This window comes from Enterococcus sp. PLH-Efm8 (assembly GCF_053011625.1).
In genome coordinates, this window is the sequence record NZ_CP172568.1 from 1,629,606 (window position 1) to 1,643,717 (window position 14,112).

The following is a 14,112-nucleotide window of genomic DNA, read 5'->3' on the forward strand; positions in this document are numbered from 1 at the left end:
AACGTAACAAAATTCATGCTCACGTAAATAGAAATCATGTTATGCTTTTTTAAAGGAGGGAATAGAATGGAAGATTTTTTCTTTGCACCATTTGATTGGATTTATGGGTGGCTTACAGGTAAATAGTTTGGTTTTCACTTCCCAAAAACGAAAAAAAAGACTGGCCATTCTTCCAGTCTTTTTTCCGTTTTTTTTATTTCGCCGATTGTAAAATTAAGCTAGACAACTAAAAAAAGTCATTTGTGCTACACTCAAAATAGTTCCGACGAAAGAATTATAAGGAGTGAGTACAAATGACCTATAACCATCTTACACCAACTGAACTCGTAATGATAGAAGCTTATTTCAATCAATCACAACCTGTTTCAAAAGTAGCCAATCTGTTACAACGTTCTCGACAAACTATTTATAAGGTCTATCGTTTTCTTAAATCTGGTGGAAGCGCAATGAGCTACTATAAACAATATAAGAAAAACAAACGTAACTGCGGAAGACATCCGATTGTTTTACCTGATGAGCAACAGGAATACATTCAAAAAAAGGTTGTTCAAGGGTGGGCTCCTGATGTCCTTATTGGTCGAGCAGAGTTTCCTATTGCTTGTTCGGTACGCACACTGTATCGAATGTTTAAAGATAAAACCTTTGACACTCACGATTTACCAATGAAGGGAAAAAGAAAACCAAACGGTCATAAAGAAAAAAGAGGAAAACAAGGGTTTCGCCGGTCAATCCGAGACAGAAAGACAGACTATACCCAGTTTGATCATGAATTTGGTCACCTGGAAGGTGACACTATCGTGGGTGGAAAACATAAAAGCGCGGTCATCACATTAGTTGAACGGCTATCTAAAGTCATCATTACCTTGAAACCCGAAGGCAGACAGGCTAAAGACATTGAAAATAGGCTGAATCAATGGTTTCGTTGTGTCCCAAAAAACTTATTTAAATCCATCACATTTGATTGTGGAAAAGAATTCTCAAATTGGAAAAAGATTAGTAATACCAACGATATTTCAATTTATTTTGCGGATCCAGGAACACCTTCTCAACGAGGATTGAATGAACATTCAAATGGCTTATTACGTAAAGATGGTTTGTATAAAGCTATGGATTTTAATGGTGTATCTGAAACCTTTATCCAATCGGTGGCATCGAAACGAAATCATATTCCTAGAAAATCATTACACTATCGGACACCAATGGAAGTATTTTTGAGTTACGTCACAAAAGATGATTTGTCTAACTTAATTTGACAAACGAAATTTATTTTTTCAGTTTCTTAATCAATGTAAAAAATTCTATTTTGCGGGATCGATTTTATCATTTTATTGGTCAAGATTTTTCCATTTCCAATCCAATACTTCTGGCAGATCAATACCATTTTCACGAATATAGTTTTGATGTTCTTGTAATTTCTGATCCATTTTTTTCGCAAAATCTTCTGCTTGACTTCCTTTGATTTTTAAAGCTGCGTCTTTTGCCAAATGATAACGATCAAGTTCATTTACTACACGCATGTCAAATGGTGTCGTGATATCTCCATTTTCTTTGTAGCCATGAATCATTAAATGATGGTTATGACGATCAAAGAAAATCGTGCGGACCAATGTTTCATAACCGTGGAAAGCAAATAAGATCGGTTTGTCTTTTGTAAAATATTGATCAAATTCTTCATCGCTCAACCCACGCGGATCTTGACTTGGATGACGTAATTTCAATAAATCTACGACATTGATGAACCGAATTTTTAGTTTTGGGAATTCTTCCAGCAGCAAAGTTACAGCTGCTAATGCTTCTAAGTTAGATTCCGTTCCTGCAGCAGCAATGACCAATTCAGGTTCCTCCTCTTTTGCTGTCGAAGCCCAATCAATGATTTTCAAGCCTTCATTCACTAAGACGGCTGCTTCTTCTGCTGAGTAAAATTGAGCACGCGGATGTTTGGAAGAGATGATCAAATTGATTTTTTCTGACGAGCGGAATGCTTTATCCATGACTGCGAGCAATGTATTTGCATCCGCAGGCAGATATTCACGGATGAACTCCGCCTTCTTTTCTGCCAAATGTGTCAATATTCCTGGATCTTGGTGGCTATATCCATTGTGATCTTGCTGGAAGACTGTTGAGCTTGCAATGAGATTTAGCGAAGGATAATCATTTCGCCAAGAAAGGTCATGTGATTTCCGCATCCATTTGAAGTGCTGAGTCAACATAGAGTCAACCACTCGCAAGAATGATTCGTAACTTGCAAAAAACCATGCCGTCCAGTCAGAACGTACCCTTCTAAGAACCCTTCATCTTGGTGTTCCGATAATTGACTGTCGATGACGCGACCAGATGGCGAAAGCCATTCATCATTTTCTGGTTCGATTTTTTCCATCCATTGGCGATTTGTCGTTTTGAAAACTTGATTCAATCGGTTTGATTTTGTTTCATCTGGTCCAAATATACGGAAATTTTCTGGATTTTTCTCAATGATCTCGCGAACGAATTTACCAAGTTCGGTCATATCTTCTGCTTTAACGGAGCCTGGTTTTTCAAATTGCAAAGTATATTTTTTCCAATCTGGCATAATAAGCGGTCTTGGATCGATTCCACCATTGGTGATAGGATTTTTTGCCATTCTTTGGTCACCAGTAGGCGCGATTTCTCTGATTTCTTCTAAAATACGTCCTTGTGCATCAAATAATTTTTCTGGTTCATAGGATTTCAGCCAACGGAGTAAAGCATCTGCATGATCCATATGTTCTTGATCTACAGGAATCGGTACTTGGTGTGCTCGGAAGGTTCCTTCAATTGGTTCCCCGTCCCATTCTTTTGGACCGGTCCATCCTTTTGGTGTGCGTACGATCAATACTGGCCATTTTGGCATCACGACATCTGTTGCTGTCTTCAGGCGAGCTTCTTTTTGGATGGATTTAATTTTCTCGATTGCTTGATCCATTTTTTCAGCCATAACAGGATTTAATTTTTCTGAATCATTTCCTTCAATAAAGAAAGGTTCCCAGCCAAGTCCGTTAAAGTAATTTGCTAATTCTCCATCTGATTTACGTGCCAAGATCGTTGGGTTGGCTATTTTTGCACCATTTAAATGAAGGATCGGTAAAACAGCTCCATCTATCACTGGATTGATAAAGACATTTGAGAACCAGCTTCCAGCTAAAGGACCGGTTTCCGCTTCACCATCACCAATCACGACAGCAGAGATTACTTCAGGATTGTCTAATACAGCTCCGACTGCATGTGAAAGAGAGTATCCAAGCTCTCCGCCTTCATGGATAGAACCTGGTGTTTCTGGTGCTGCATGAGAAGCAATGCCTCCAGGAAATGAAAATCGTTTGAATAATTTTTGCATTCCTGTCTCATCTTCCGTTACTTCTGGATAGATCTCTGTGTAACTTCCATCTAAATAAGCATTCGATACCATGACTTGTCCGCCGTGTCCTGGCCCTTCAATATAAAACATGTTCAAATCATATTTATTGATGACTCGGTTCAAATGGACATAAATAAAATTTTGGCCAGGAATCGTTCCCCAATGACCGATTGGATGTTTTTTGACATCTTCGGGTTTCAGTGTACGTCTCAGTAAGGGGTTATCTTTAAGATAAAGTTGCCCAACAGAAAGATAATTAGCAGCACGCCACCAAGCCGTCATTTTATCAAAGTATTCTTTACTAGAATAATCCATACATAACACTCCTTTTCATTATTACTCTTATTCTAGCGCAGATACTCCCAATTGAAACCTAATAAGCACTTCTGTTCATTTGTTTGGATTTTATATCTAGCCAAATGAACAGGTATAAAAAACCACGAAATTTTTCCTTTCGCTGACGTTTTTTACATTGATCCAAAAAACTTGTCGTTATCACAATGGCTGTTCCGCAGTTCATTTCGCTCCTCATCATGCATAATTTGCTGAATGACGCTGGGCCAGTTAACACATTGCTGGAAAACTGGGGCTGGATCGAGCAATTCCTTTCCTGATTGATCCGTTTTATGTAAAAGTCTCTGTTATCTTTGTCAATATGTGAATTGGTATCCCAGCTACTATGCTAATTTCTACAGGGATTATCCAAAATTTGGATCGTGACCAAATCGAAGCGGCGTAATCGGAAATATCAATAACTTCAACGTGATTTTTCTTTTAACTGTCAACGGACCGACAAACTCAAACTTTTATGGTGCAGGTTCCACTGATCTTCTAGTTACTTGGCTATACCTGACTGTCACTAAAATAGATTACAATCTAGCTTCCGTTATCGGTATCTTGATCTTTATCTATATGCAAAAATTTATATACTACTAGAAAAAAGAAAGTCGAATTTTTTACTTTTCTTTTTCTCTTTTTTGGTTAGCTGACACGCCGCAAGACTAAAGTCATGGAACTCTTAGGTAATACGTCTTAATGAAAACAAAAAAATCCCGCAACCCCTGATTTCACAGGATTTGCGGGAGTTTTTGATTAGTCTTTGTTCAAGTCGCGAAGCAATTCATCGATATGGTTGCCATAGACAACTGATTCATCAAGTTCAAAGAACAATTCAGGTGTCTTATAAATACTTAGATTGTGCCCTAACTCTCGACGAATCAATCCTGATGCTTTATTCAATCCATCTTGTGCTGTTTTCTTATCTGATGCTAAGTCAGATAAAATGCTGTAATAGATCGTTGCTTGCTGTAAGTCCCCCGTAACTTTCACATCTGTGATCGTTACGTTCTCCACACGAGGGTCACGGACCTTTTTGCGCAAAATATCATTGACTTCTTTTAAGATTTCTTGACCGACTCGGCGGTCACGGTAGTTAGCCATAATGATTGGCCTCCTTTTATCAGTTTTTAGTCATTTTTGACTTCTTCCATGATAAATCCTTCAATTACGTCATCTACTTTGATGTCATTGAATTTTTCAATCATTGCACCACATTCATAACCCATTTTGACTTCTTTCACGTCATCTTTGAATCGTTTCAGACTTGCAAGTTGGCCTTCATAGATTACGATTCCGTCACGGATTACACGGACACCGCTATCTCTACGAATATATCCTTCTGTTACATAGGCACCTGCAATCGTACCAACTTTAGAAACTTTGAAGGTTTCACGAACGATCATTTGACCGGTGATTTTTTCTTCAAATTCAGGGTCTAGCATCCCTTTCATCGCAGTTTCGATTTCTTCGATGGCTTTATAGATGATACGGTGAAGACGAATATCGACTTCTTCAGTATCAGCTTGCACTTTTGCCTGCGGTGTAGGACGAACGTTGAAACCGATGATAATAGCGTTGCTGGCTGCTGCTAAGGTTACATCACTTTCATTGATTGCTCCGACAGCTGAATGGACGATTTTTACACGGACACCTTCCACATCAATCTTCTTCAATGATGCAGCCAGTGCTTCTGCTGAACCTTGTACATCTGCTTTGATGATTACGTTAACTTCTTTCAATTCGCCTTCTTTCAGGCTTTCAAATAAGTTATCCAAAGTCACACGGCTTGTGGCAGCACGGTTTTCTAATAATGCACGTTTCGCGCGTTCTTCACCCGCTGCACGTGCTGTCTTTTCGTCTTCGAAGACTACGAAACGGTCACCTGCTTGAGGTACATCATTCAAGCCAGTGATTTCTACTGGCGTTGCAGGTCCTGCTTCTTTATCGCGACGGCCAAGATCGTTTGTCATTACACGGACACGTCCGTAAGTATTACCGACAACGATTGGGTCACCAACATGAAGTGTTCCTTCTTGGACAAGTAAGGTTGACACAGGACCTTTACCTTTATCAAGACGTGCTTCGATCACTGTTCCGATTGCGCGTTGTGTTGGATCTGCTTTTAAATCTTCTACTTCTGCGACTAACAGGATCATTTCCAGCAATTCTTCGATGTTTTGGCCGAATTTCGCTGAGATCTCAACAAAGATCGTTTCTCCACCCCATGCTTCAGGAATTAACTCATACTCACTTAATTCTTGCATAACATGTTGAGGGTTTGCACCTGGTTTATCAATTTTATTTACAGCGACGATGATTGGAACGCCTGCAGCTTTGGCATGGTTGATTGCTTCAACTGTTTGTGGCATGACGCCATCATCTGCAGCAACAACTAAGATCGTGATATCTGTGATACTTGCTCCACGTGCACGCATACTTGTAAAGGCCGCATGTCCTGGTGTATCCAAGAAAGTGATTGGTTTACCATCAATATCGATCTGGTAGGCACCGATATGCTGTGTGATTCCGCCGGCTTCGCCGCTTGTTACACGTGAATGGCGTAATGTATCCAATAAAGTTGTTTTCCCATGGTCTACGTGTCCCATAATCGTTACGACTGGCGGACGTGAGACTAATTTATCTGGATCGACTTCTTCTGCCTCGAAGAATTTATCGATATCAGCAATGTCAACTTGGACTTTTTCTTGTGGTTCCATGCCATAGTCCGTCGCTAACAGTTCAATCGTATCTTTATCCAGTGCTTGGTTTTGATTGACCATGACACCAAGCATAAATAATTTTTTAATGATTTCTGCTGGCTCACGATGAATTTTTTTCGCAATATCTGCTACGTTCATACCTTCAGTATACTCTAATACATCTGGCAATTCACGGAATTTGCGTGGTGGTACAGCTGGTTTAGTTGATTGTTGCTGTTTGCCTTTTTTACCTTTTTTATTATAACGATTACGGTTATTATTATTAAATTTGCCGCGATTGTTATTGTTTGGTTTGTTGTTATTGTTAGTACGGTTTTGATTGCCGCCTTGGCTCGTTCCTTGACGATTTTGGCTGCTGGTATTTCCCGTATTATTTGGGTTTGTTGTTGGTTTTTTTCCTTGATTCACTTGACCGCTCCCTTGACCGCGATCTTGATAACTGCGGTTATTTTTATTTTTTTGTTGATTGTTCGTTGTTTCTTTTTTACGTTGATCGTTCGGCTGTTGATTGGCTGGTTTTCTGCTTGCTTGTTGTGCAGCTTGTTGTTTCGTGCTTGGGTTTTTGAACGCTTGTTGCAATTTCTTCTCATCATTGCTAGTAATCGCACCCATATGGTTTTTCACATCGATGCCAAGTTGTTGTGCTTTTTCCACGACGTCTTTACTAGATTTTTTGAGTTCTTTTGCTAATTCATAGATTCTTTTGTTGCCCATGCAATCACCTTCCTAACCTTCAATTAGCTCCTTGGTCTTCTTCGCAAATCCGGCATCCATTATTCCGAATACCTTGCGAGGTTTTCCGATCATCTGCGTGATTTCTGCTTCAGAAAATAGCTCAAAGCAAGGAACTTCATAATATGAACTCTTATCTTTTATCTTTTTTCTTGTATTCTCGCTTGCATCGGTTGCCACAAACACCAATTTTGCTTTTTGTTTGCGGATTTCAGCAATGGTCAGTTCTTCACCCGTGATTAGTTTTCCCGCGCGCATCGCTAGACCGATGAGATTCATGGCTTCTTGCCGATTAACTGTATTCATTTTCCAAATAACTCTTTACGTGCTTTTTGGTGAGTGACATAGTCAAGAAGTTCTTGATAAAACTCATCTGTTAATGTTGTTTCGAGTACTCGATCGAGAATTTTTTTATCCCAAGCTTGTTGTACTTCTTCCGGCTCAAGTGAGACATACGCTCCTCGTCCAGGCATTTTTCCAGTTGGATCGATCGATACTTCCCCTTCTTTTGAACGGGTGATTCGGACCATCTCTTTTTTAGGTTTCATTTCACCTGAAACCACGGATTTGCGTAAAGGAATTTTCCTTTGTTTCATCTCTTTGCCTCCTTACTAAAGTTAAGCTTCTGGTTTTTCTTCGACCGTTTCATTGTTGAATGCAATTGTTTCATATTCATCGTCTGTTAAATCTGACTGAACGATTGCTTCATCATGCAGTTCTTCTGTTTCTTTTTGTTGTTCTTGATTTTCATAAAATTCCGTCATGTCAGATTCTGATTTGATATCGATTTTATGGTTAGTCAATTTAGCAGCTAAACGTGCGTTTTGTCCGCGTTTACCGATTGCTAGCGATAATTGGTAGTCTGGAACGACAACTGTGCAGGCCTTTGGATTTGTCTCATCGAAGATCACATCCATGACTTGTGCAGGATTCAATGCATTTGCAATGAATACAGCTGGATCTTCATTCCATTCGACGATATCCATGTTTTCGCCTTTTAATTCATTGACGATTGCTTGAACTCGTTGTCCCTTTGGCCCGACACATGTACCGACTGCATCGATATTTGGATCATTTGAGCGAACTGCCACTTTTGAACGATCGCCAGCTTCACGGGCGATGCTGACAATTTCAACGATTCCATCATAGACTTCTGGTACTTCTTGCTCAAATAAGCGGCGCAATAGGTCTGGATGGCTGCGGCTAACAAATACTTGCGGACCTTTAGACGTATTTTCTACTCGGGAAACATAAACTTTGATTCGATCATGTGGTTGATAAAATTCATTTGGCATTTGATCTTGTTTAGAAAGAACTGCCTCAATTTTACCAAGATTGACATAAATATAACGTTTATCCTGGCGTTCGACGATTCCTTGCATGATGTCTTTTTCATAAGCACTGAATTCGTTATAAATAATCGTTCTTTCTGCTTCACGTACACGCTGTAAAATAACTTGTTTAGCCGTTTGCGCAGCGATCCGCCCAAAATCTTTTGGTGTTACTTCAAAACGGATCGTATCACCGATCTCATATGCTGGATTGATTAAAAGTGCATCTTTCAATGAGACTTCCAACTGTGAATCCATCACTTCTTCCGTTACTTCTTTTACCGCATAGACATGGATCTTTCCTTTTTTCTGATCAAATTCCACTTCGACGTTTTGTGCTTGGCCATAGTGACGTTTGTATGCAGAAACCAATGCTGCTTCTAAAGCATCGATCACGATTTCTTTTGAGATCCCTTTTTCAGCTTCTAAAGCGTCTAACGCATTTAACATTTCTTTACTCATTTTTTCTGATTCCTCTCCGTGATTAAAATTGGATAGCTAAGCGAGCTTTTGCAATATTTTTTCGGTCAAAAGTCAATTCTTTTTCTCGTGTTTTTATGCGTATTTTCAATGTAAGCTGTTCAGCATCAAATGATTGAAGAAATCCTTCATATTGTTTTTCGCCATCTACTGGTTGGTATAAGGAGACATGGACATAATCACCAAGTGCCTTTTCATAGTCGCTTTCTTTTTTCAATGGCCGCTCTGCTCCCGGGGAGGATACCTCCAGGAAATAGGCTTGAGGAATCGGATCTGGATCTGCTGCATCAAGTTTTTCACTCAGTTTCTCACTGACAAAGGCGCATTCTTCGATATCGATACCGCCTTCTTTGTCAATAAATACTCGTAAGAACCAGCTTTTTCCTTCTTTTACAAATTCGACTTCGACAAGTTCAAAATTTTGTTCATCTAAAATCGGTGTCACCATTTCTGTGACTGTTTCAACGACGCTACTCAAAAGTTTCGCCTCCTTAAAAAATTAAGTGCGTAATTCCATTAAAAAGAGTGAGCGAAAAATCCGCTCACTCACAGTTAGTATCATTACCTATAAGAACTATACCATACTCTGCTTAAAATTACAAGCAGACAGGAAAACAGATGCTTATAGCATATCGAATAACGATAATTGATTTTCATCTGGTAGATCTTTCAATACGCCATTGTCGTTCATATATTCGATCAATGTTTTTGAAACTTTACCGCGGGTGGCAAGATCTTCTTTGGATAAAAATGGACCGTCTTTTCTTGCTTCAACGATTTGTTTTGCCACGTTGGTTCCCAAACTTGGGACAGCTCTAAATGGTGCGATCAACGTATCACCTTCAATAACAAAGTTAACGGCATCCGATTTATACAAATCAATCATTCCAAATTTGAATCCTCGTTCCAGCATTTCATTGGCTAACTCCAGCACTGTCAGTTGATTCTTTTCTTTTACGGAAGCATCTAATCCTTTGTCCGTGATTTCTTTCATTGCTTGTTTCACAGCATCTTTTCCTTTGCACATGGAGACTAGATCAAAGTCGTCTGCACGTACAGAAAAGTATGCACAGTAATACAAAATAGGGAAATAAACCTTGAAATAAGCGACACGAAGAGCCATCAATACGTAAGCTGCAGCATGGGCTTTCGGAAACATATATTTGATTTTTGAACAAGAATCGATATACCAGTCGGGCACATTATTTTCTTTCATCGCCGATAGATAGGTTTCTCGCAATTCATCAGGGATCTTGTTCCATTGTCCTTTACGAACAGTTTCCATGATTTTAAATGCCATCCCGCTATCTAATCCAGCATGGATCAAATAAACCATAATATCATCACGACAGCCGATTACTTCCGCCAGTGTCGCATCTCCTCGTCGAATCAATTCTTCCGCATTTCCTAACCATACGTCTGTACCATGAGATAGTCCGGAAATTTGCAGTAGTTCTGCAAAAGTTGTAGGATGCGTTTCTTCTAGCATCCCTCGAACAAAACGAGTGCCGAATTCTGGAATACCTAATGTCCCTGTTTTGGAATAAATTTGTTCCTGACTTACTCCAAGTACTTCAGGACCGGCAAATATCCGCATCACTTCCGGGTCATCCGTAGGGATCGTTTGTGGATCGATCCCTGATAAATCTTGAAGCATCCGAATAACAGTTGGGTCATCATGCCCTAGAATATCTAATTTCAATACATTATCGTGAATCGAGTGAAAATCAAAATGAGTCGTTTTCCATTCCGAATTTTGATCGTCTGCTGGATATTGGATCGGCGTAAAATCATAGACATCCATATAATCGGGAATAACGATGATCCCCCCTGGATGCTGGCCGGTTGTCCGTTTGACTCCAGTAGCGCCTTTTGCTAATCTGTCGACTTCTGCACTTCGAAACTGCAGATTATTGTCCCTTTCGTATCCTTTTACATAGCCATATGCTGTTTTGTCGGCGACTGTACCAATCGTTCCGGCACGGTAAACATAGTCTTCGCCAAACAATACTTTCGTATAGTTATGGGCTTCTGCTTGATAATCACCTGAGAAGTTCAAATCAATATCGGGCACTTTGTCTCCATGGAATCCTAAAAATGTCTCAAATGGAATATCATGACCGTCTTTGTTTAAGCGTGCACCACATTTTGGACATTGTTTTTCTGGCATGTCAAATCCAGAACCATACGTACCATCTTCAAAAAACTCGGAATATTGGCACTCTGGACAATAATAATGAGGGGCTAACGGATTAACTTCAGTGATTCCTGTCATCGTCGCAACAAAGCTAGAGCCAACAGAGCCACGTGAACCTACTAGATAGCCATCTTCATTACTTTTATGCACTAGTTTTTGGGCGATCAGATAAATAACCGAGAAGCCATTACCATTAATAGAATTCAACTCTTTTTTTAATCGTTTTTGAATGATCTCAGGTAACGGATCTCCGTACATTTGTTTTGCTTTTGTGTAACTCAATTCTGATATTTCATCTTCTGAACCTGGAATCTTCGGTGTATAAAGTTCATCTTTGACTGGAATCACTTCTTCGCAGATATCTGCGATTTTATTCGTATTTTCTACTACGATCTCTTTCGCTGTTTCTTCCCCTAAAAAGTGAAATGCAGTTAGCATCTCATCGGTTGTTCGGAAATGGACATCCGGCAAACTATGACGATTCAACGGATTCGCTCCGCCCATAGAATTGATCAAAATTTTTCGGTAAATGGCATCTTCTTCGTTCAGATAATGTACATTACCTGTTGCAACAACGATTTTATCCAAACTTTTTCCGATTTCTACCAAATTTTGGATAATTTCTTCCAAATCATGTTCATTTTTTACCAATTCTTGCTCGATCAAAGGCGCATAGACCGCTTTTGGCATAACTTCAATATAATCGTAGAATTTTGCTCGGTTTCTTGCCTCTTCTACCCCTTTTTGCATCATGGCTTCGAATATTTCTCCCTTATCACAAGCTGAGCCGATCAATAGATTTTCACGCATCTTTTTCAATTGGGAGCGTGGTATTCGTGGGACGCGTTCGAAGTATTCGACATTCGACATTGAAATCAGTTTGAACAAATCTTTCAGTCCTGCCTGATTTTTTGCTAAAATCGTTACATGGAAAGGTCGAGCCCTTTTGTAAGAATCTCCTTCTCCGATATGCTCATTTAGCTGATCATGATAAAGCATGTTATGATTGTCCATTGCCTCTTTCACAAAGATCCATGCTAAGTGACCAGTTGCTTCAGCATCATAGATTGCTCGGTGATGCTGTTCCAAGCTGACACCAAATTTTTTAGATAACACACCTAATCCGAAACGTTTGAATTGAGGATACAGATATCTAGCTAATTCCAACGTATCAATGACTGGATTGGCCGCTTCAGGAATACCATACCTTGCGTAGCTAGTATTCAAGAACCCCATATCAAAAGCCGCGTTGTGGGCTACCAAAATTGTATCTTTTGAAAATTCAAGGAACATCCGCAATACTTCTTCTTCCGACTTTGATCCTCGAACCATTCCATCCGTGATACCAGTCAGATCTACCGTTGTTCGTGACAAAGGATGTCCTGGATCGATAAATTCATCAAAGCTTTCGATCACATTTCCTTTATACATTTTGACTGCGGCTAGCTCGATGATCGTGTCATATACTGCAGACAATCCTGTCGTTTCCACGTCAAATACGACATATGTGGCTTCACTCAATGCTTCATGTGCATCATTATAAGCAATTGGGACACCATCATCTACGACATTCGCTTCCACGCCGTATAAGATTTTCACACCTGCTTTTTTTCCAGCACTATGTGCTTCCGGAAAGGCTTGCGCACCACCGTGGTCTGTAATGGCGATAGCTCGGTGTCCCCATTTCCCTGCTTGTGCCACAAGATCAGAGATGCTGTTTGTTGCATCCATCGTACTCATATTGCTATGAACATGAAGCTCTACTCGTTTTTCCCCTTCAGGAGCATAATCTTTGCGAGGTGTATGTTTGACTTCTATGATATCTTGCGCATTCATGACCAAATCACGGACAAACGTATCTTCTTGAATACTTCCTCGTACCTTTAACCAGCTACCGACACTGATCGCATCAAATACTTGTTCATCTTTTTCGCCGTTCGAGAATTTTTTGACGATAAATGATGAAGTATAATCTGTGATTTTCAAAGTCAAGATCTTGCGTTTTGAACGTAGTTCTCTGACTTCTTTGTCGAATACGTACCCCTCAAGTGTGACTCTTCGTTCTTCTTCAACGATACTGATCATTGGTGTCGTTGGTTCATCGGCTGGAATATTTCGTCCTAGCTGGATGTGGATGGGTCCTTCAAGAGCTGGCGATTGCTCTTTTCTTTCCTTTTTCTTTTGTTCGTGGACAACTAGACTTTCAGCTGCTTGCTTCATAAAGGCTTCTGCCTGTTCTTGTTTGCGTTCTTCAAAAAGTTTCAATACTCGTTCCGCTTGCTGCTCATCCACTTCTGGTTCGATACGAAATTTTGGGAATCCGTAACTGACGAACAACTCTTCTACTAATGGCAAGTATTGTTGCTTCAAATAAGAAATAGCTCCTGTACTGTCGATTGGCAAGATGACTTTACGATCTTTTATCACAGGTACCTGCGTTTTCAATACTTGCTGTGCTAGTGGTGTATCGCATTGCTGATTTTCCAAAGCTTGGGCCCAGTAATCTTGCAAGAGCTGTTCATCGAATGTCTGGTCATCTGCTAAGATATTCAGTTTGACTTGTGCAATATCTTTAAAAGCGATAGTCAGATGCTGAGTCAATGACCGATATAGCATAATAGGCAAAATTTTGGAAAAATGCAGCGTAAATTCCCATAAACGCGATTTACGATGGACCACTACACTATCCATTTCACCAGCAGTAAGCAGTGGATGATTTTTTTCTGCTTCCTCTAGTTGGATTTGTTCCAACAGTTTTTCAAATAAATCTCGTTTTTCTGACAAAGATATACGCCCTTTCTGATGAGAAACAATGCAATTGATCGCATCTTATCCTCTTCTTTTTCAGTACCTTTTAGTATACTCGTTTTTTCTGAGTTTTACATTAAAAAATTGGAACTGCGATTCAAATCGCAGTTCCAATTTTAAAAGCGAATCATC

General features: G+C 39.7%; 8 protein-coding genes and 2 pseudogenes. 2 read left to right on the plus strand and 8 right to left on the minus strand.

Features of this window, described 5'->3' with window-relative positions; all coding sequences use genetic code 11:
* Positions 1-293 precede the first annotated feature (293 nt).
* Positions 294-1,253: an IS30 family transposase gene (locus ACIFUW_RS08090; protein ID WP_002303350.1), complete on the plus strand. Its 960-nt coding sequence runs from the start codon at positions 294-296 to the stop codon at positions 1,251-1,253.
* A 72-nt stretch (positions 1,254-1,325) separates the two neighbouring features.
* Here the strand turns inward: ACIFUW_RS08090 and ACIFUW_RS08095 are convergent.
* Positions 1,326-3,688: pseudogene (locus tag ACIFUW_RS08095) on the minus strand (phosphoketolase family protein).
* A gap of 164 nt (positions 3,689-3,852) precedes the next feature.
* Here ACIFUW_RS08095 and ACIFUW_RS08100 point away from each other — a divergent pair.
* A pseudogene (locus ACIFUW_RS08100) lies at positions 3,853-4,309 on the plus strand (carbohydrate ABC transporter permease); the annotation flags it as partial.
* Positions 4,310-4,465: 156 nt separating this feature from the next.
* Here ACIFUW_RS08100 and rbfA read toward each other — a convergent pair.
* From rbfA to ACIFUW_RS08135, 7 genes are all read right to left on the minus strand, one after another.
* Positions 4,466-4,813 (minus strand): 30S ribosome-binding factor RbfA, encoded by a 348-nt coding sequence (gene rbfA, locus ACIFUW_RS08105; protein ID WP_002288513.1) that lies wholly within the window; start codon positions 4,811-4,813, stop codon positions 4,466-4,468.
* A 26-nt stretch (positions 4,814-4,839) separates the two neighbouring features.
* A complete protein-coding gene (gene infB, locus ACIFUW_RS08110; RefSeq protein ID WP_085811518.1) occupies positions 4,840-7,146 on the minus strand; it encodes a translation initiation factor IF-2 in 2,307 nt (768 codons plus the stop codon).
* A 12-nt stretch (positions 7,147-7,158) separates the two neighbouring features.
* Entirely contained in the window at positions 7,159-7,470 is a 312-nt protein-coding gene (locus ACIFUW_RS08115) for a YlxQ-related RNA-binding protein (protein ID WP_085811517.1), read from the minus strand.
* Positions 7,467-7,760, minus strand: coding sequence for an RNase P modulator RnpM (gene rnpM / locus ACIFUW_RS08120; protein WP_002288501.1), 294 nt, complete (start codon positions 7,758-7,760; stop codon positions 7,467-7,469). The genes ACIFUW_RS08115 and rnpM overlap by 4 nt, the downstream gene beginning before the upstream one ends.
* Before the next feature lie 21 nt (positions 7,761-7,781).
* Positions 7,782-8,957, minus strand: a complete 1,176-nt coding sequence (nusA, locus tag ACIFUW_RS08125; RefSeq protein ID WP_002288500.1) for a transcription termination factor NusA — start codon at positions 8,955-8,957, stop codon at positions 7,782-7,784.
* 22 nt (positions 8,958-8,979) lie between these two features.
* Positions 8,980-9,453: a ribosome maturation factor RimP gene (rimP, locus tag ACIFUW_RS08130; protein ID WP_002288499.1), complete on the minus strand. Its 474-nt coding sequence runs from the start codon at positions 9,451-9,453 to the stop codon at positions 8,980-8,982.
* A 144-nt stretch (positions 9,454-9,597) separates the two neighbouring features.
* Positions 9,598-13,956: a PolC-type DNA polymerase III gene (locus ACIFUW_RS08135; RefSeq protein WP_002288497.1), complete on the minus strand. Its 4,359-nt coding sequence runs from the start codon at positions 13,954-13,956 to the stop codon at positions 9,598-9,600.
* Positions 13,957-14,112 lie beyond the last annotated feature (156 nt).

What these genes read in the sequence shown, in the direction of transcription:
- infB (WP_085811518.1), bottom strand. Translation starts at nt 7,146, where the DNA reads ATGGGCAACAAAAGAATCTATGAATTAGCAAAAGAACTCAAAAAATCT.
- rnpM (WP_002288501.1), bottom strand. Translation starts at nt 7,760, where the DNA reads ATGAAACAAAGGAAAATTCCTTTACGCAAATCCGTGGTTTCAGGTGAA.
- nusA (WP_002288500.1), bottom strand. Translation starts at nt 8,957, where the DNA reads ATGAGTAAAGAAATGTTAAATGCGTTAGACGCTTTAGAAGCTGAAAAA.
- rbfA (WP_002288513.1), bottom strand. Translation starts at nt 4,813, where the DNA reads ATGGCTAACTACCGTGACCGCCGAGTCGGTCAAGAAATCTTAAAAGAA.
- ACIFUW_RS08115 (WP_085811517.1), bottom strand. Translation starts at nt 7,470, where the DNA reads ATGAATACAGTTAATCGGCAAGAAGCCATGAATCTCATCGGTCTAGCG.
- ACIFUW_RS08090 (WP_002303350.1), top strand. Translation starts at nt 294, where the DNA reads ATGACCTATAACCATCTTACACCAACTGAACTCGTAATGATAGAAGCT.